This is a genomic window from uncultured Paraglaciecola sp. (assembly GCF_913020055.1).
Lineage (GTDB): Bacteria > Pseudomonadota > Gammaproteobacteria > Enterobacterales > Alteromonadaceae > Paraglaciecola.
In genome coordinates this window covers 25,199-44,764 of the sequence record NZ_CAJWCF010000008.1, presented here as the reverse complement: position 1 = coordinate 44,764, position 19,566 = coordinate 25,199, and the positions used below count along the sequence as shown (strand labels likewise).

Below are 19,566 nucleotides of genomic sequence, written 5' to 3'. Positions count from 1 at the left end.
TTAAAACAAATTACTGTCTTCACTAAATACGTCATCAAGTTCTTTATCAACTTTCACTCGAATTTCGTGATCAATTTTTACATTAATATTGATAGTAATTGGCTCTTTTGTTTCAACTTGTACTGTATGGGTACAAGCACTTAGAAACCCTGTCGCCACAAGTCCTAAATATAATATTTTCACTTTTTCTTACCTTGGGTTATTTTCTGTTCAATTCTATTTTCTACTGACTTAACTAATCGTATTGACTCTAATAAAGCCAATACATTTTCTTGATGACTATAATTTAAATTAACACTTTGCTTTTTGTCAGGGTTATTACCCTGTAAAGCAAAATCAAAAAACACCCAACCATCTGGATTAAGCTTTATTTTGCTTTCTAATTGGCTGAAGTCAATATTTTCCAGCAAGGCTAATTCAGGCTGTTGGACTTTAATAGAATCAAAGGACGGATTATCTATTATAGTCAACTTCCCACCTGAAAGACTCGACGCCCAGCCTTTATCTATACTGAGTCCATGTGTATTCATCAACATGGGTAAATCGCCATCAATATTCCCAGTGATTTTGATTCCGGGTTGTTGTTGTAATGCCACTACCTGAGACAAATCAATACCCTGAAAATTGATATCGAATTCTTGCTCGCGTCCATCTAACCACAATTGACTGGATGAAAACTTACCATTAAATATTTCTCCGTGAATTTGGCTTAAACGAAATACGCTGTCTTTTGCAATAACCAGCGCTTGAAGTTTTTCAATAGACACTCCAGCTTCAATTGAATCTATGTGTAGAGTAGATTCGGCTAGCTGAAGACCTGCTGAATCAAATGTGAGTGGTGTTTGGTAAGTGATGTTATTTAGCACATAGTCTTGATACTTTATGGTTACCCCTTTAAAGTCTGACTTTCCTTGGGCAAAGAATGGTTCACCTTCTTTGGGTAAAGCAAAAGCAATACTGGCTGAAAGTTTACCTTCTTTAATCAACAGTGCGTTTTCCAACTGTGAAATGATGTGTTGCAAACTAGCGATATCTTGTTGGTTTACATGTACTTTTGCCTGAGTTTGCTGCTGTTCAAGCTGAATCGAAAAACCTTGCTTAAAACCAATGTCATGCTGACTAGATACAGTCATATTCGCCAAACTTGCTTGCCCTTTGTGCACTAAATCAATTGGCAACAAGTTGATGTTTTGCGTCGTTAGTTTTGTGATAGTTGAGTTCCCTGAAAAGCTCAGGGTGTCAAATTTCTGTATATTCAAATCTAGGTGATTGGCAAGGTTATGTAATCTGAATTCAGGGTGAGAAATCTGAGATAGTTGATTGTCTATACTCAATTGCAAATCATTAAAATTATCGCCTGTAATAGAAAATAGGCTACTTGTTTTTGCAAGCTTAACGGCGCCCATCTGTATATCTTGGCTATTAATATTTCCCTGCAGTTTAAGTTGATTAGGTGCGTTTTCGTGTAAGGAAAATTCCATTGTTAACTTGCCGATCAACAAAGAGTCCATCTGAAAATCGTTTATTACTAATTGGTTGTTACTATTAGTAATTTTAAAATCGATTGGCAGTTTTGTATCTTGAGTATGCACAGTTGAGAGATCGACAGAAAGATTGCCCACCCCCTGTAAATCCAGCATTCCTCCATGTATTTTTTTTGTCTTTAAAGCCTGTCTAATTGAGGTGGTGTAGTCAACTTCAAGTAGACCTGTTGCTTTATAATTCAAAGCTTTAAGAATGATACTTCGATGTGTATTTTGCTTGTCGATAATACGTAATTCGCCAAGCTCTACATGCGTTTGACTAATAGTCATTTCTTGAGGAAACAGAAAAGACAACTGAGGCACGTCATCTTTGGCAAAATAATCTGTTATTAATGGGCAATTAACTATAGAAATATCGTTGTTAAGTTGGCTTAAATTCAAGCTGATTTTAAGACTCCTGAGGCTTATATCAACTAACACATCTCCTTGTAAAATCGCGTCAATTGGGCAGTTTGAAACATGAATAACACTTGCTATATCTACGCTGTTTTCTGCATGTAAAGCCATGCCATCAAAAGTGATATTAGTTTTTATTTGGGCTGTATCTAAGGCCGCATCCTGCAATTGTTCGGCGTTATCTTGATAGAATTTCTGTGCTTGGGGTATCCATTTTGCGAGGTCGGATAAATTCCATTCTATATTTCCAACTACAGTATTTGGGTAAACCTCAAGCGAGGCATTTACATCGCCTGTGATATTCAGTTTGTTATCTGAAACCGAGTTTACACTTAACTGTAAGGGCTGAAGTAAAACAAAAGAGTCAATTTTGAGACTTGAAATGTTTAGTTTTGGTAACGAGTCAGGTAGGTTAAGTGCAATTGCTTGCTGGCCATTTAGTGGAGTTTCAATCACCTTATTATCAGTCGCTAGTTGTTCAATGTGTGTGATTGTTATTTGTTCAATACTTAAAACATTGGACCATGGCTGCCAAAATGCTTTTTGTATAAAAACTTTTCCTTTTGGTGAAGCTAAACACATTTGTTGAATATTAATGTTTAGTTGCCAATCTAAGATAAAGCTTAAGCAGGTAACGGATATATTTTGTGATTGAGTCAAATGTTCAATGCTTTTGATAGCAATAGGTTGGCGATAAATGATCACTGTAGCCAGCAAAGTGCAGCACAGCAAAAGTCCAAACCATTTTTTACTCAGGCGTTTTCCCCGAAAAAATACTGTCATTCCTTCAGCACCAACTTATGACTATAAACAGTAAATTCTACATCTTGTGTTTGCAACCAAATCACTAGCGCTGCTTCAGTCAGCATCGTTGGTTTAGCCATGGCCTCACGATAAAGCCGTAACTTTTCGATTTTTTCTTCACTAAGGGGATTAACGATAGTAACTAAAAAATAACTGCGGTCTGCTAAGCGATTTTTAGGCAGGGGAATTTGCCAACCTGGTTGGTTACGTTTCAGCGGTAGGACTGTGTAGGCATCTTGTGCGATGAGCAATAGTTGACCGATAGCTTGAGGTGTTTGCAGATGTAATTCACAGAGTTGACTGAGTGCCAATTCAGCAAAGGATTTATTGCTTAGAGATAAACTTTGACTAGATGTTTGGGCGCAGGTTTTACTTTGTTTTAGTTGGGCGACTAATTGTATTTTTAGGTTGGTGTCGCCTGTAGATATATTGTTTTTTTCAGCCACACTTTGCTGAGTACTATTATCGGAAGGTATAAATTTACTGAGTCCAAAAAACATCGCCAATACCAATAATACTACTACACCAGTGATAATGTACCGAGAGTTATTACTTACTAACTTTTTTGTTTTTATATTAGATGTTGATTGCTCTTGTATGCTGTTTGGCAATGCAGTAGCTGCTTGTTCGAGGTTACTAATTAGCTTGATATAAGTGTTTGGTTGTATTTCAGATTGATTGGCTTGTGGTAATAAAAACTGTACTTCAGCGCCAAGCGCTGTCCATTGCGTCAGTTGTGATTGAGCCAGCTCAAATTTAACCGGGACTTCATTAACAGCAAGTACTTGAAGGTTAGTGGTATTGACCTCGCCAGTGGCACAAATAACCCTGTCACCTTGTCTAACTTCGCCATTGCCTAATATACCTTTTGCTTGGGCTAGGTGAGCTAAATACATGGCGACTTGCCAACTATTACCTTGGTCTATTCGCGCACTGATATCCACTCGATAACTGCAGGCGCCAAACATCTTATGGATAATGCCCACGCCTTTTTTGACAAAGTTGTGGTAACTGCTGCTGATATTGGCGGTAGTTGAAGTGCCATTAACGGATACAACAGAGCTAATGTCTTCGTCATCAATAGGCGTGATATTTTGTATCGCTACTAAGCCTTGAGTGGTGGCGATAAATATATGAGTTTTCATCTAACTTGGTTCCCTGCCATTAATATCAAAACAGCAAACAAAGGCGACTTAACTCTAATGTCATTGTTAGGATAGGTATATTGCAAACTCAGCATCAAACATGTTTATAAACTTCTGATCTGATTCTTCCATTAATAGCTGCGTTTTACCATCCACAATAGGCGGGAAGTGGATCGAAGATATTATTTTGTCGGAACAACAATTCACATGCACGCCTTGGTTGTGATGCTTTTCAATTGAATGTGGAATTTTAAGTATCACGTACACCTGTCCTGAAAATTGTTTGTCGCGCTTAAATAACAATTCAAATTCTGCAGATTTACGACTGCTGATTTCAGCGACTGAACTGGCAGCTGCTTGCACTGGGCTATTGGCAAAGGCCAATTTTTGTAACAACTGCATATATTGACGGCGCAGTGGCAGTGATTGATTAATTTGCTGCATAACCTGCTGGCCATCAATTTGTGGATTACCTTCAGCCAACTGTACTAAGTCATTTAACAGCACAGGTTTGCCAGTACTATTTTTTTCTGGCGCAAATTGATGTAACTCGCGGTACAAGGTTTTGGCGGTAAATAGTTGCTCCTGCATGTGATATTGATGATCAGGCATCGGGTGCTCCATATATTTGCTTAAATCTATTACTGAATATGCACAGGTCAGAGCGATAAATTTCCGCTAACTGAGTGTTTTCATGATTTAATTTTGTTATGACCAACAAATAGCGGGCAACTAACTCTTGGCAATGGTTGAGTGCTTCGCTGCCATCCTGATAAATATCCAGCTCTGGAACTGATGGTATATTTTTAAATCCATCCTTATTATTGTTTTTAAACAGGAATTCCGCTTCAGTTAACCAAAATTGTGCCTTTGGGTGCTGGGATAACCATTGCTGGATGTGCACAAAAGGGTTTCTTTCAGACTCTGCTGTATTGGCTATTTGCTCTCTCATCCATATTTTGAGTGTTTGTTGCAAATCTGTTGGTATTTGTTTGAGCATGATGCCAATAAATAAAGGAATATTAAGACTGTAAAATATGTGGGCAATGATTTGTTGTACTTGTTTACATTGTGACTCAGAGTCATTGAGTTCGGCTATATAATCTAAGTATTGGCGGTTGGGGTTTTGTTGAAGTTTATCAGCCAATTCCTGAGACGACTTTCTTTTGGCCTGGATTAATACTGATTGCCAACCACCAAATATGCTTAAACGCAAAAAGGACAAAGGTAATTGGCGCGCTAATTTCCCGTGGCTTAATAAGGATTTCATTGGCTGAAACTGCGCCAGAGTTAAAAATTTGGGTGAGCGACACAACCAGCCTAAATCAATGTTGTTTTCAGCTTGTTCAAATAAAGTCTGTTGCACCCACTCAGTACTAATTTCCCCTTGCTCACTATCGTTACCAAGACTTAGGGCATAATCCGCATTAAGCGTATTTTCGACCACTTCTATGGCGGTTATCGCATCGAGTAAATCGTCCAATACTGTGGAATATTTAATATAACTAGGTTGTGCTGGTGGGCTGAGCCAAAAATTCAGTACATCTTGATCGGTGAGTCTAGCAGCCGTTAGGTTATGTTGTTTTAGCCAGCCGCTAATGGCTCGAAAACGTTCTTGGGTACTGGCTTCTGGAATATGTTCTTTTAAGTAGGCATAAATCAGCTTTTGTAGTTCAGAAGACATTTGTTTTATTGCTTGGTTGTTGGCACCTAACAGCCGTTTTTCAATATTAGCCAACTGAGCTGGCTCAATATTGGTAATCAACTCCAACAATAGGGCTAATAAACTGACGCGGGTAGGGGAAATAGCAAAGTCGATGTCGCCGATTTGCAGCTGTAAATGTTCCTTGCCCATAATAATGTTATCTGAAGCTGTTTGTATTGGCTGATTAAATGCCTGACGAAAACGTTTAGGTTGCAGGTTGTCTTCTAGCCAAAAAAAACTGAGTAAAGGTGATGACGAATAACCTGGATGGTTGACTACGGCCCAGCAAAGAAAACTGAGTTCATAACACACCGATCCATAGTTGCGACAAACAATGTATTGGGATAATTGCTCCACGTCCTTGGCATGATATTTATACCCATGCTGGCTGGGTGTTTCTTTTAGCTGGGCAAAAAGCGCTTTTAAGGTTTCGCTAATTCCAAAGTTAATAATTTTGCTCATTCGGCCTGATTAAGATTGCTACTACTGTTATGTCTTTAATTTAACGGATAAACAGATCCTAATCTAGCAATACCAGTTTATGTGGATTGGTATAGATAGATTCCCACAGTCTAACTTTCGACATTTTTGTCTTGAGAGAGGTTTCAGCGATGTGTGGCTTTGCGAAATGAGTCGTTTGGTTTTTGCCGGTGAGAGCGCTAGTGCTTTGATAATTACGGGTAATGTTATGTAATCGCAACGCCCGTAAGGTTTCAATTTGTGGATTTTCAGAGTGGGGTTCAATAATTGTAGAATCCGTTTGAGCTATTCCAGTATCGTTATACAAAGAGGTGAAATACAGTGGTTTACCCCCTGATGTAGATAGCCATTGATTGTCGTGCTGCAAAAATGCTTGTTGGCTGTTGAGTACTTTATTCACGTAGTTACGTGTGGCGGGTATCACTTTGAGCTCGCCTTGCCTGTTTTTCACGCCAGAGCCACCATTGTAATGTGATAAAGCAATATCCAAGCGGTTTTCATAACGTTCAAGTAACTGTTTAATAAATTTTACTCCCAACTTTATATTCACATCAGGCTCAAATAACCGGCTTTGATTCACGCCAAATACTTGTTCTGCAGTGCGCGGCATGATTTGCATCACACCTTTCGCTCCAGCGTGGCTTAATGCATTGGGGTTAAAGTTGGACTCAACCTTGGCAATCGCTAAAGCTAATGATGGCGCTAGATTTTGCCGTTTGGCTTCAGAAATGACTTGTTGTTGAATATCTTCAGTATCGTAGTAATAAGTTGCCGAAGCTGTTGGAGCTAAAAACATCACAAATACACTTAACACTTTAATTATTGATTTGGGGTTCATTGCATCTTCTCCAATTGCGATTGCCACTTATTATCCAGCATGGTTATGGAAAGCTGTGGATGATTAATTTGTTTACGAAGAGCCATTATTTTTATCAAGGGTAGGTTGTCTTGTACCGCAAGGATCAAAGGTTGTTGAGTCTCAAAACGGCTAAAGTTGTCGATATTTAAGCGAGTGAGCTGTTTATCATAAAACTGCTGATTAAAGTAAAAGACGTATTGTTGTTTTCTACTTTCAGCGGTTTGGTTTTTAGACGGTTTTTCGTTGTTGTCAGCTAGTGTTAGCTGTTCATCAATTGTTAATGATGGTTCTTCTTTTTGTGTTGAGTCAGGTAAACCAATAGAAAATAGGGCCAAGATTAACAAAGAAAAAAACGCCATTGATAATCCCAATGCCACTTCGGTCATAGCTTGTGTGCTGGTGTCGTGATTTGTATGTTGATGCATAACGTACCTCCATTGGCGGTTATGCAAACCTCAGAGATATTTTTGTTAGGTTCTGGCTGAATGAGCCTTAATTATTCAGCATTTGCAGATTGAGTTGGGCAATTTGGTTGCCTTGGGCAGCCGCTTGTTTATATAAGCTTTTTGCTTTGATTAAATTTTTACTAACGCCCAAGCCTCTCTCATATAGTTTTCCTAAACTATTTTGCGCATCTGCATCACCTTGAATGGCCGACTTTTCATACCAAAAAGCAGCTTGTTGGTAGTCTTTTGCTACGCCTTGGCCGAGTGAATACAAGTAGGCTAGATTGTGCTGGGCATCGATATGCCCCTGAGTTGCTGCTTTTAGATACCAGTGTGCGGCCTGTGAATAATCTTGATTAACGCCATTACCTTTTGAATACATATAACCCAGTGCCACTTGAGCTTGGCTGTGACCATGTTTGGCTGCTTGGGTATACCAAATAGCTGCTTGGTGCTTGTTTTGTTCTATACCTTTGCCATCGTCATACATTTTGGCTAACAGATATTGGGACGAAATATCGCCCAGTTTTGCAGCTTGTTCGTAGTAATACAGGGCTTCTGGATAATTTTGTTGTTGATGATAATAATCGTCAGCTAACGCTTTGTTTTCTCGTTGTTTTTGTACTAGCTTTTGTTGCTCTCGAATTAAAGCTAATTGCTGTTTAGCTTGGTTTGTATATTTACCTGTTGGTTGCAACCTTAGATAGTGTTGAAATGCTCGGCTTGTTGTTTGACTTAATGCTTGTTGCCATGCGTTTTCATCATCATCAAAACGTTTTATTGCTGCCTTTGCTTGGATGAAATGTTGCCCTTGTGGCCAAATAGTCAGATATTGTTGGTAACTGTCTTTGCTATTAATACCGAGAGCTTGTTGCCACATTTGTCGATCTTTTTGGATTTCCTTCTCTGCATCTGTTTGTATTTCTGGTGTTTCGGTCGTTGTGGGGGCAGTAACTTCAGTGGTTGGTTGTGATATTTCTGGTTCTGGATCGTCTAATAAGTCGGTAATAAATTGGCTAATTGTTGCCCATGAGGCGCTTTCCTGTGCAGCCCTGAGATGGAAAAGTCGTTGTTTATTATCGTACTCTAACTTAAGTGACAGGACGCCTAAGTTGTTTAGGTTTTCTAACTCTGAGCTTAACTCAGAAGCGCTCAACTCAGAGACATATTGATATGTGCGATTTGGGACAGTGGCTAGGTCTTGGTTGGTTGGTTTGGGATCACTCAATAATGTGTCTGCAACGTAACCATCGAAAGTTTTTAAATTTTTATCGATTTGTAGCAAATCGGCACTATTGAAGTTGCTCAGATTAAGTTGGTAGTGAAAACGTCTTGGTAAAGCTTGGAGTTTTTCGCTTAAAACCGCTCCTAAATCCTGAGCTAATAACGCGAGGTTTTGGTTTAACCAAAGGTTTAAACAATCAGCAATGCAATTTTTGGCTGGAGGGTTGAGCCGACTCTCCACAGAAAAGGCATCTTGTTGGGCGCCACTTTGTAAATCTAATAACCGCCCTGATAAACTGAAATACCATTTTTGTACTGCCGACTGACGTTGTTTAAATGTATTCAGTCGATAAAGCAGGGCAAGGTTAACTTCTCTACCAGAACGATTTGCTGCCAGCTGAATAGTTTGGTCGGTTAAATTGGAACAGTCTTCGAGGATACAATTGGGTAAACCTAAATAATCTAAATTAAGCACATCAAAGTCTGCGTTAGTTAAAGCATTAGTCAAGCCTTGAGAAATTGTACGGTGAAAGTCTGCAACTGCTGTTAGCTCGTTTGGCGTATTGTTGTTTTTATCGGGCAACACCACAATTTTCCAGCGCTCAGCGGCAAAACTTGTTTGCACACACAGGCACAATAGGCCAATTACGTAACTTACAATTACGTTGCCTAGTTGTTGCCTTTTGGTTTTTTGCTGAAAAGTACGCGGCATAGTCAGTTTAAAATGTTTGTGTTGGTTTTCATTGTCCACTATTAAAAGTCAATAGAACAACTTTTGAATGCAAGAATGTTACCAACCTTCGGCAACATCTCGAATGGGGGATTCACCCCGCAGAGTAATTCTTTTGACATTAAAAGCGTTACCTTCAAAATTGACCGTCGCTCGCATGTTGAGTTCTTCTAATAATTTTAGAATATTTCTACTCAGTTTTGCGCTGCCAATAGTAGAGCGATATAACAAGGTCGTGCGAGTATGCCTTTGTTGTGTGGGGCGATGGGAAATATAACCTGAAAAAAGCAATAAATACTCCTCAATACTAGCCACATCTTGGGCACTAAACCCATCAAACTCTAAGTAATAATCATTGAATAATTCTGTTGCAGGGGCAGGGAGGGCAGATGACTCGCCATTTATAAGCCAATTTAATTTTTCAGCTAGAATTAACCCTAACTCATCACCTAACACTTTAGCTTCATCGCCCATCTCTTCTAACATACAAGTTTGACTGTCACAGGCGTAGGGAATCGTCCAGCTACGCGGGCTTTGCACTTCGAAGTTATCCAAAAACTTACCAGACTTGGCATTCAATAAACGGCCCTCTACTCGCGCCCGGGCTTTTTTTGCATACTCGCTGGTACTAATCGACGCATAGGTACTAAATACTGCAATTATATCGATGGGAGGGCGTGTAATAGATTGAGCAATATCAAATAACTCTGCGTCAGACCGTCGCACTCGGCCTTGTTTAAATGATGTTAGGGTGAGACTTGTTTCGTCATACACATCAACGATGTGATTAAGTTGCTGGCTAATACTGGCATGTACTCGTTTATTGATACGACTATCCCGAGGAATAGAGTTTTGATCAGCGTCTTCCACCATTACCAACAGATTTACGCTATCCGCTGCGTAGGAATGCTGCAATAAAGCCAGCGTTAAAAACAGCACAACAATTTTTGACAACCAACTCATGGTGAGTTCCTTGGTTTTACCCATAAACAAATACTGCTAATGGGTATGCAAAACTTAGGGATAGTTTTACTGATGACGATTGGTATAAGTTTTATTAAAACACAATTTTAAAAGCTGATGTAACGCTATGTACAAAATATGCTCGCTCAAATTTAGCTAGATTAATGCAGGTTTAATTTCCATGTTTTGTTTGGCGAAAATCAAAAAACTACGCTAATTCAACCTTCAATGATGTTTCTTGTAAGGTTGTGACATCGATGACGTATTTGCAGTCTTTGTGTTTGCTACCCATTTACTTTAGCGAATCTGCTTTAGCTCGATATTCTTTAGGTAGACAGTATCAAAAGGATACTGTCTACCCTTCATTTTTATTGCTAATCTGATTGGTTACTAGCTAGCTTTTTAGCAACCCACTTTGCAACCAAGCGGTCTAAGATGTCTAACGGCACGGCGCCATTCTTTAGTACCACATCATGAAATTCACCCAGTACAAACTTATCACCTAAAGCTTGTTTGGCTTTTTCGCGGACTTCGAGAATTTTCATCATGCCTACTTTATACGCTTTGGCTTGGCCCGGTAACACTATGTAGCGCTCAATCTCTGAAACAACATCTGACTCGGCCATACCTGTATTGTTCAGCATGTAAGTGATGGCTTCTTCTCGTGTCCAGCGTTTCGCATGTAGCCCTGTGTCTACAACCAAGCGTACTGCTCTAAATAGCTCTGCTTGTAATCTTCCTATGTTATCGAAAGGGTCGTCTTGAAAGCCTAATTCCCACGCTAAATATTCGGTATACAAAGCCCAACCCTCCACATAAGCAGTAAATAATGGCAGTGTTCTAAAAATAGGCAAGTCTTCTAATTCCATGCCAATGGCAATTTGGAAATGGTGTCCTGGAATACCTTCATGGTAGGCCAAAGTGCGCATACTGTATTTTGGAGTGGCCTTGATGTCATATAGGTTTGCGTAAAATACACCGGGACGAGAGCCATCTAGTGAAGGTGGATAATAGTATGCTCCCGGTGCGGTTTTTTCTTTAAATAATGGAATACGTTTTACTTCCATTCCCGCTTCTGGGCGCATTGAGAAACTGTCTCCTAAGCCACTGTCAATTTCATCTAAAATAGTTTGATACTCGACGAGTATTTGTTCACGCCCTTCGTCAGTATCTGGGAAATAGAAGCGTTCTTGTGAGGCTAATTGATTAATCGAATCAGTAAACCCTTGGGTAGTATCAAAACCTTCACTGGCTAATATCGATAATATTTCCGCCTGTATGCGTGCTACTTCAGATAAACCAATGTTATGGATTTTGTCAGCACTGTAATCAGTGGTGGTCATAAAACGTAAACTTAGGTTATACACTTCCTCACCTTGAGGCATGCTCCACACGCCATCATCTGAATTAGTTTTACTTTTTAGCTCTGTAAAATATTCAATGAGCATTTGGTAAGTGGGATAAACCGTTTTTTCAATTTCGGCGGCTACTGCTGCTAATAATTCTGGTTTTTGTTCGCTGGTGATGGATTCACTCTCATCTATTTTTTTTCTCTAATGAAGTGTACAACACGTTTTTAGTAGCAGGTGTGCCAATGAACCCTGTCATTTCATCAATCACACGCTCCACTACAAAAGTGGGGGGGAATATGTTTTTTTCTTGCCGAATGCGCATACCTTCAAGGGTTTGTGTGTAATAACGTTTAGACTCGCTGAGTCGAGATATGTAGTGCTCAACACTTTCAACATTGGAAATAGCATGTTGTGCATCCATAAAACTAGGAAAATTACTCTGGGCTCCTGACATTTGATTAAACGGGTAATCATGGTGTTGATATTTTTCCATATCGTCCAACATGTTGAGTAAATACATGGCGATTTCTTTGGACAAAAGCTGATCTTCGTTTAACTCATCATCTTTGTACTGCAACAGGGTTTCACGGACTTTTTTTAAGCGTTTAAAAAGAGCCAAGGAGTTAGCTTCACTTGCATCATTCAAATGAGCGTTATGACCTGTTATGCCTATGTTTTCAAGAATACCAATTGATGTAAGGGTTTCAGGGCTATCTAAGGCCTCTTTTATTAAGGTTCTGTTTAGAAAATTATTGAATGAAAACGGTTTGTCAGCTTTCCATTCGTAAGTCGCAAAAATGCCCGCTAACACTGTTATTGCGAGCAAGATGATGCCTAGCCATTTGAAAAAGGTTTCATGATTGATGTATCCCTTGTTTGTTATTGTTATTGTTATTTCCAAGATCTGTGTCTGGCGCTGTGTAGCATAAAATAAAGGTCACTCTGACTGCAGAAGAATAAATCACATCCCTGAGCCACGCAACAAACCCTGATTTTGTTGAGATTCGACTTAGTGATTTATTTATGTTTATGTTCAACAGGTTATCTTTAACGACAGAAGAAAAACAATAATGTTATTAACATCAAATTTTGTAGTGCTTGGGATACTCTGCTTATTAGTCATGTTGGCACAATATATTTCTGAAACCCGTTTGGGAAAGCCCGTTGGCGCAGCATTGATAGTCATTATTTTAGGTGCATTGTTTGCCAACTTTAATCTGATCCCTAGCGCTTCAAATACCATCCCACTTTATTCAGAAATTTTTACTTATGTAGCACCGATATCGATTTTTTACCTTGTTTTAGGCGTGAACTTACAAGAAATAAGAAGCGCGGGCTTACCCATGATTTCTCTATTCATTTTAGGCAGTGTTGCGACTGTTATTGGCGTTATTGTTGCTTATTACCTGGTTGATCCTGGCTCCGTTTTGGGAGAGTTTTCATCACCAATGGCGGGCATGATTGCAGGAACCTATTCTGGCGGTAGCATTAATTTTAATGCTGTTGCGGTGCACTACAAAGTCAATGAAACCGGCATTTTGTACGCTGGCGCAATTGCGGTGGATAATGTTCTGTCAACTATTTGGGTTATCGCAACTTTGATGATCCCCAAAATTATGCACAAACTGTGGCCAGGAAAAAAAATACACTCAAATAACCCACAAATAACAGATAGCCAGTCTGAAAACGCGAATCAACTGAAGGACAACTTTCAAGAGCTGTATTACTTAATTCCGTTAGGTTTTGTCGTTTTCATTGCGACTGAATGGATAGGGCTGTTTATTCCGCAAGTACCTCCCATATTAACGATTACCACAATAGGTATCATTTTGGCTCAATTCTCATGGTTCAAAAAGTTAACAATGGCCCGTAATTTGGGATTGTATTTGGTGTACTTATTTTTAGTGGTCATAGGAGCATTTTGTGAGTTTGCGGCGATTGGTCAGTTAGGAGACATAGGGTTAACTCTTATGCTGTTTTTTGGCCTTACTGTGGTGATCCATGGTGCGATAATGTTAACCATAGGACGACTTTTATTTAGCGATTGGCAGATGATAGCGATTGCTAGTCAAGCAAATGTGGGTGGCGGCACAACTGCTATGGCTTTAGCTGAAAGTATGGGGCGCAAAGAGCTTATTGTTCCTGCCATTTTAATCGGTAGCCTAGGCGGTGCCATTGGTACTTATATTGGCTTTTCTGTAGCTGGTTTTTTGTAGATAAAAGCTTAGTGATAGTTAGCAATGTAGAATGGTAAAGAAAACAAGCATGTGTGGCCTACTTGTTTTCTAGTTCAGCTTAGGTCGCTTATTTTTCCATAAGTTGGCTGATATATTTGACTGGTGAGCTACCAAAACTTAAAAACTTTTCATGGAAGGCTTTTAAGTCAAAATCTTGGCCTAGTCTTTGTTTTTGGCGTTCGCGCAAATCATATATTTCTCGGTATCCACTAAAGTAGCTGGTTAACTGCACTTGACTTAAGGTTGCACGGCGCCATTTACCATCAGCTTCAGTTTGTTCTTGAAAAGCACCATTCATTAAAAGATCCAGACCTTGTTCTTTGTCCATATCCAGCTAGTCGCTAGTTATTGTGTTTGCCCAACGCTTTCAAACATATGTAAGTCTAACCATTCATGTCTTGCCGTTCGATTGAATCGCTCACCATATCTTTTTGGCAGTAATAAAAATGCAGCCTGTCACTAAAAGTTGCCATTACGCACTTAACGAAAAGTTTTTTTCACTCTTTTATGGGTAATAAAATTTGCCGCCCTTTAAGTTTTCTGCTTTTCTTATTTAGTCTGGGTTAAAAAAAGACCCGGATGACTGAGTGTAAAGCTCATAAATCAAAAGTAATATTATAAAATTCAGTGGAGAAATAATGAAATTTCAAAAACGACATGTAAAAGCAACTTTTGGCATTTTTGCCTTATCGTTAATGGCTACTAGTATTGCGCAAGCGACGGGAGTGACAGGTTTTGATGATCTCAAAAAGTCGGTTACTGAAGGAGAACCTCTAGTTAAAGGCCCAGTAGATAATGTGAGTGAAAAGCTGTTTGTTGGTGATGAGACTAAGGAAGAAGCGCTGCGATACATTGTGACCTTTAAGCAGCCAAAGTCTAAATTATCAAACTCTTTTGGCTCAGTTGATAGCACCTCAAAGCTATCCAAAAAAACAAAGGGTGTTGCAGATGTAGCCATGGTCAAAAATGGTGAAGTGGATAAGGATGCCGCTACAAAAATGTTGAAGAAGATAGGCGTTGCACCCCAAAAATTTATTAGGGGCAAGCGCAGTGCTGCAGTCAAAATGAAACGTGCCGCGTTGAAAATGTTGTTAGAAAATAATCAGGTTGAGAGTATTGAGCGCGATCCCGTGCGTTCGTTGCTGGCTCAAAGTACACCTTATGGGATCACTATGGTTCAAGCTAATCAACTGGCTCAAAGTGACCCTGGTATTAAAACCGTTTGTATTATTGACACTGGTTACAATCTTAATCATCCGGATTTACCAGACCTAAATGATGGGGTATCTGGAATAGCAAATAATTCTGCGGTAGGCAATTGGTACAACGATGGTAACGGTCATGGTACCCATGTCGCAGGCACTATCGCTGCGTTATCCAACAATGAGGGTGTAGTTGGGGTGTATCCTGGGGTTGATTTGCATATTGTTAAAATATTTGACGATAGTGGTTCTTGGACTTTTGCCTCTGATCTGATTGACGCCATTTCACAGTGTCAAGATGCAGGTGCAGATGTTGTGAATATGAGCCTGGGGGGCGGTGCAGCCTCTACAACGGAACTAAATGCCATGCAAACCTTTGATCGTCAGGGCATGTTATTAGTTGCAGCTGCGGGTAATAGTGGTAACACTACGTTGTCCTATCCTGCATCATATGATGCGGTAATGTCGGTCGCGGCAGTCGATTCTAGTGAAAACCGAGCATCTTATTCGCAGTACAATAGTGAAGTTGAAATAGCGGGGCCTGGCAGCAGTGTTTCGTCCACATGGCCAGTAGATAGTTATAACTCTATCAGTGGCACCTCTATGGCGACCCCGCATGTAGTAGGTGCGGCTGCTTTGGTCTGGAGCTTTTTTCCTGAATGTTCAAATGCAGAAATTCGTACAACATTAAATGATACGGCTAAGGATAAGGGGTCCGCTGGACGGGATAACTTGTATGGTAACGGAATAGTACAATCTAAAGATGCTTATGATTACCTCAATATATATGGTTGTGCTGGTGATACTGGTGGCGGCAATGGTGGTGGTACAGTTGATCCCGTGAATGAAACCGTAAGCAATCTATCTGATAACAGCGGCTGGTTGCGAGGCACCCGAGAAATTCCAGAAGGAGTGACTAGCGTGACTTTCGCCATATCAGGTGGGTCTGGAGACGCCGATTTGTATATTCGTTATGGATCTAGTCCTAGTACAACGGCTTTCGATTGTCGTCCATATGAGGCTGGAAATACAGAGACATGTACTTTCTCTAATCCGGCTGCTGGCACCTGGCATATTGGTCTTAATGCTTACAGCGCATACAGTGGTGTGACATTTAGCTTTAGTTACCAATAAAAAACGGATGGTAGACTAAGTTTGCCAGCCATTATTTAGGTTTTATGTTTATTAATGCGTGATCGGAAAGGCTCGATCACGCATCAAAGCTCCCACTTTAGCTCTTCTAATAGCCTCAACTTGTGCCCATTTTTTTGTCAATTGGACTTAGTTCGGGACTATAGGACGGTAAAAACTCTAATGTAAATCTATATTCATGAATAACATCTAACACACCATATCGATTGTGGAACGAAGCATTATCCATCACATCAACCGCATTGACTGATAACTTCGGCAGTAAGTCATGGAGTGGGCCATGGGCAGAACGCACCTTTGACTCTATAAGGATATTCATTATTAATTGCGATGGGTGGTTTGGTAAATTCTTACAGCTTGGTAAATTCTTGGCAAATTTTGCATCTGTATTTGAATAGCCCGTTTTACTTCATGATTGCAGCCTAAGAACAGCCTGTAACTCATTGATTCGAGCAGGGTTAGCGTTTATTCTTCCTATACACATAGTCGGGGTGTTGGGCAATGAGCACTCAGGAGCATCCAAAATAACGATGACAAAAAAGCATTGATTTTGGCGCCGGACGCATAAACTAATAGCTAATCCTTAGCTGTACCTCAATCCCTCAATCAAATTAATCGGAGACAATTCAATGAAAAATATTATTACGCTACTCGTCGCAGGCTCAATATAATTTTCAGTAATAGCCCAGCAAGAAAGCATCCCAATGACAAAGCATCAGTTTTTAGAGACTTACGAAAAGATGTTAAATCAGGCTGAAAAATTTTCTCAAAAAGGCAGTTCTATATCCGACGAAATAATGAAAAAAAACATGTCTCCTGAAGACTATGATAATTACAAAGACGAAGAAGAAGAGATCGAAAAACAGCTTACTAGTGAGTTAGCAAAATGCATAGGCATCGCGCCAGTGAGATTGGCTAAAGCAAAAGAAACATTTCAGCCAAAAGCCATGCTGGATGTGATGAAGCAGTGCTCATCAAAAATTCCAGAGGCTTTTAATATGACGTCAATGGATTTTACTCAAGAACCCGCTCTTGCTGAGTTCAGTGCTTGTACTGAAGACGTTATGACTAAAAAAACGGGAATCCCCATTGCTAAGTATAAGAAGTGTGAAGCTGAGCTCTCAGGCGACAGCGATTACTAAGATAAATGAATGGCGAACATACGTACGAGAGATAGAGCAAAAACATCAGCTTCGCCGATACCGCTTTCGTGGCTTTGCCACTGTTTTTCCGCCTTCAAGGTTTCAGTAAAAACTATAGTAGTGAGCAGCCTTTCTTACTTACTTCTTTTGGCTGTTGACCATATTTACAGGATAAATATAGAACCCTCCTTATCGATTACTTGCTGCATGTCGTGCTACACAGGATGTTTTGTGATGCATCTTGGGAATGCGATTCGGCTTGAATAACATTTAAATATTGCACTCGAAAATATTGATGCTGCGCTCTTTCACTCGTAGAAGGTAGTTAGACATAAAAATGTATTTGGAAAGTAAATCAGATTTAAATGCTATAAAAGAGAGGTCTTTGATTTTATTTTAGTGAGCACTTCTGCTTAACGTCTTTAAAATGGTGGCCCTTCCCTGACTCGAACAGGGGACCTGACGATTATGAGTCGTATGCTCTAACCAACTGAGCTAAAGGGCCACTTACTTTATTTAACTTTGCTTTCTAACCGTAGATGGCGAAAACGACGCGCAGTATAAGCAGTTTTTATGGACTTGTCATCACTTTGGCGCACCTGATATTGCAAGAATTAGCAATTTATAATTCAAATGCCTATTTATTGTGCACTGATGGTGAGTTTTGCCTTAAATATTGGCATATTTGTGCTCACCATCAAATGTGCGGTTAATGCTACTGGCTAATTGGTAATGGCATAGGATTACCATTAAGCAGTGCTTGGCCATCTTTTAGTGAAAACACTATCTCATACCCAGTAGTCGTTTCAGTAAATAAACCTTGTTGCTGCATGCCTTGCAACATCGGTATCGCTTGCTGCTGTGCAATGGCGTTGATTTCGTCTTCGGTCATTTGAGCAGCACTAGGGTCGGCTTTAATTTGAGACTTGATTGTGTCGGTTGCTAGCCATAAAGCGGCGCTTTGGTCAGCGCTAATTTGACCGTTAGCCATAATGTGTTGCAACCAAAAAGCCGGTGATTCTATGGCATCAGGTAATGTAGTCACGTTTTGAATTTTGCTAGTGAGTGAGCCGGTGATATTACCTTGGTTTATCTTTGCTTCGAATGAGCTGATATTCAATTCAGGTTCTGCCTGTAATTGCCCTAGTAATTCCGCTTGCATAAAGGTGTTGATATTTTCTTGGGTTTTTTCTGGCTCTTTACCTATTTCGCTCATCAATGTTTGATAAGCCTTAAAGAATTGCTCGTGCAAATTGTTGACTTCGGTATTGACCACAACAGAGGATAAATTGAATCCATCTGATGCCAATTCTTTTAAATAAAAGTTGAATTGTGTGTCCATTAAAGACGTTGTTTTGTCGAAATCTGAAATACCGTCTATTTTAAATTCAGTCAAAGTTGTTTTTGCTTGGTCAGATACTTGTTCAAAGGTGATGTCCTGTATTTGCATAGTCATGGTTGAGTCATAAAAATTGCCGCCCATTGCATGCATCAGGTCGCCTTGGATAGTTGAGTCAACACGCCATTGATTTAATCCAAATTTGCCAAACGCACTATCGGCGGTGATTGTTTCTAAGACTCCTTGGTAACTCACTTCTGAATTTGAATAAGAGCCTGAACCGTTCCAGCCTGAAAATGAAAATTGGCTAAATGCTTCCTTATCTTTCAGGGTGAAACTTGGAATACTGTCAGATAATGTGGATGAGCCTGACAAATTTGTGTAGGCAGTCATTTGATAGAAAGGTGTATTCGCAGGGAATTCCAGGGTGTCACGAAAACTATTGCCATCCACTTTGGCGTTCCAAGTTAGCCAGCCTAAGGATATACCGTTTTGCGTTAAAATTGGACCATGTTGTGCATCAATCACCACATCGACATTCATGTCTTTGAATACATCTTGTAACTCTGGTGTATTTTCTTGGGCAAAAGCACTGGTATCTAGGCCAATATTAATAGTTGCCATGCTAGAAAACCAACCACTTGTGCGCTCTTTGATTGATACGCTGTAAGCGGGGTTTTGGTCAATTAACGCCACAACCGAGTCGAGTTTTTGATTGAATGAATTGGCAACAAATTTAGGTGTGACAACGGCCGCAAGCACAATAATGCCAGCACCAATAAGTAGTGTTTTTTTCATGTTTACATCCCTGTAGGAAGTGTTACTAACCCAATTTTCATCATGAGC

16 protein-coding genes, 1 tRNA gene and 1 pseudogene are annotated in these 19,566 nt (G+C 39.8%); 3 read left to right on the top strand and 15 right to left on the bottom strand.

Going from position 1 to position 19,566, the window contains the following annotated elements:
- The 11 genes from QZ488_RS03210 to QZ488_RS21465 form a co-directional block, all read right to left on the bottom strand.
- Positions 1-183: a YnbE family lipoprotein gene (locus tag QZ488_RS03210; protein ID WP_293746194.1), complete on the bottom strand. Its 183-nt coding sequence runs from the start codon at positions 181-183 to the stop codon at positions 1-3.
- Entirely contained in the window at positions 180-2,723 is a 2,544-nt protein-coding gene (locus QZ488_RS03205) for a YdbH domain-containing protein (protein ID WP_293746193.1), read from the bottom strand. The genes QZ488_RS03210 and QZ488_RS03205 overlap by 4 nt, the downstream gene beginning before the upstream one ends.
- The gene (locus QZ488_RS03200) at positions 2,720-3,889 is read right to left on the bottom strand and encodes a hypothetical protein (protein ID WP_293746192.1); all 1,170 of its coding nucleotides are present in this window, start codon (positions 3,887-3,889) and stop codon (positions 2,720-2,722) included. The genes QZ488_RS03205 and QZ488_RS03200 overlap by 4 nt, the downstream gene beginning before the upstream one ends.
- A gap of 66 nt (positions 3,890-3,955) precedes the next feature.
- A complete protein-coding gene (locus QZ488_RS03195; RefSeq protein ID WP_293746191.1) occupies positions 3,956-4,501 on the bottom strand; it encodes a hypothetical protein in 546 nt (181 codons plus the stop codon).
- A complete protein-coding gene (locus tag QZ488_RS03190; RefSeq protein ID WP_293746190.1) occupies positions 4,494-6,056 on the bottom strand; it encodes a hypothetical protein in 1,563 nt (520 codons plus the stop codon). Before QZ488_RS03190 ends, QZ488_RS03195 begins: the two co-directional genes overlap by 8 nt.
- A gap of 58 nt (positions 6,057-6,114) precedes the next feature.
- Complete coding sequence (locus QZ488_RS03185) at positions 6,115-6,912, bottom strand: lytic transglycosylase domain-containing protein (RefSeq protein ID WP_293746189.1); 798 nt, start codon at positions 6,910-6,912, stop codon at positions 6,115-6,117.
- Entirely contained in the window at positions 6,909-7,358 is a 450-nt protein-coding gene (locus QZ488_RS03180; protein WP_293746188.1) for a hypothetical protein, read from the bottom strand. Before QZ488_RS03180 ends, QZ488_RS03185 begins: the two co-directional genes overlap by 4 nt.
- A gap of 67 nt (positions 7,359-7,425) precedes the next feature.
- Positions 7,426-9,354: a tetratricopeptide repeat protein gene (locus QZ488_RS03175; RefSeq protein ID WP_293746187.1), complete on the bottom strand. Its 1,929-nt coding sequence runs from the start codon at positions 9,352-9,354 to the stop codon at positions 7,426-7,428.
- A 39-nt stretch (positions 9,355-9,393) separates the two neighbouring features.
- A complete protein-coding gene (locus QZ488_RS03170) occupies positions 9,394-10,296 on the bottom strand; it encodes a hypothetical protein (protein WP_293746186.1) in 903 nt (300 codons plus the stop codon).
- Between the two features lie 374 nt (positions 10,297-10,670).
- Positions 10,671-11,774, bottom strand: a complete 1,104-nt coding sequence (locus QZ488_RS21470) for a DUF885 domain-containing protein (protein ID WP_366508971.1) — start codon at positions 11,772-11,774, stop codon at positions 10,671-10,673.
- Between the two features lie 58 nt (positions 11,775-11,832).
- A complete protein-coding gene (locus QZ488_RS21465; protein WP_366508970.1) occupies positions 11,833-12,474 on the bottom strand; it encodes a DUF885 family protein in 642 nt (213 codons plus the stop codon).
- A gap of 244 nt (positions 12,475-12,718) precedes the next feature.
- Between QZ488_RS21465 and QZ488_RS03160 the strand changes: the two genes are divergently transcribed.
- Entirely contained in the window at positions 12,719-13,864 is a 1,146-nt protein-coding gene (locus tag QZ488_RS03160) for a DUF819 family protein (protein ID WP_293746185.1), read from the top strand.
- Positions 13,865-13,952: 88 nt separating this feature from the next.
- On the opposite strand, the pseudogene QZ488_RS03155 reads toward QZ488_RS03160, so the two are convergent.
- Positions 13,953-14,207, bottom strand: a pseudogene (locus QZ488_RS03155) (DUF885 family protein); the annotation flags it as partial.
- A gap of 316 nt (positions 14,208-14,523) precedes the next feature.
- Between QZ488_RS03155 and QZ488_RS03150 the strand changes: the two are divergent.
- Entirely contained in the window at positions 14,524-16,221 is a 1,698-nt protein-coding gene (locus QZ488_RS03150) for a S8 family serine peptidase (protein ID WP_293746184.1), read from the top strand.
- A 115-nt stretch (positions 16,222-16,336) separates the two neighbouring features.
- Here QZ488_RS03150 and QZ488_RS03145 read toward each other — a convergent pair whose 3' ends face one another.
- Positions 16,337-16,558, bottom strand: coding sequence for a transposase (locus QZ488_RS03145; protein WP_293746183.1), 222 nt, complete (start codon positions 16,556-16,558; stop codon positions 16,337-16,339).
- 385 nt (positions 16,559-16,943) lie between these two features.
- Here QZ488_RS03145 and QZ488_RS03140 point away from each other — a divergent pair, with 385 nt between their 5' ends.
- Positions 16,944-17,381, top strand: a complete 438-nt coding sequence (locus QZ488_RS03140; RefSeq protein WP_293746182.1) for a hypothetical protein — start codon at positions 16,944-16,946, stop codon at positions 17,379-17,381.
- 428 nt (positions 17,382-17,809) lie between these two features.
- On the opposite strand, the gene QZ488_RS03135 is transcribed toward QZ488_RS03140, so the two are convergent.
- Both QZ488_RS03135 and QZ488_RS03130 read right to left on the bottom strand, forming a co-directional pair.
- A tRNA-Ile gene (locus QZ488_RS03135) sits at positions 17,810-17,886 on the bottom strand.
- Positions 17,887-18,096: 210 nt separating this feature from the next.
- A complete protein-coding gene (locus QZ488_RS03130) occupies positions 18,097-19,518 on the bottom strand; it encodes a YdgA family protein (RefSeq protein ID WP_293746181.1) in 1,422 nt (473 codons plus the stop codon).
- Positions 19,519-19,566: the final 48 nt, after the last annotated feature.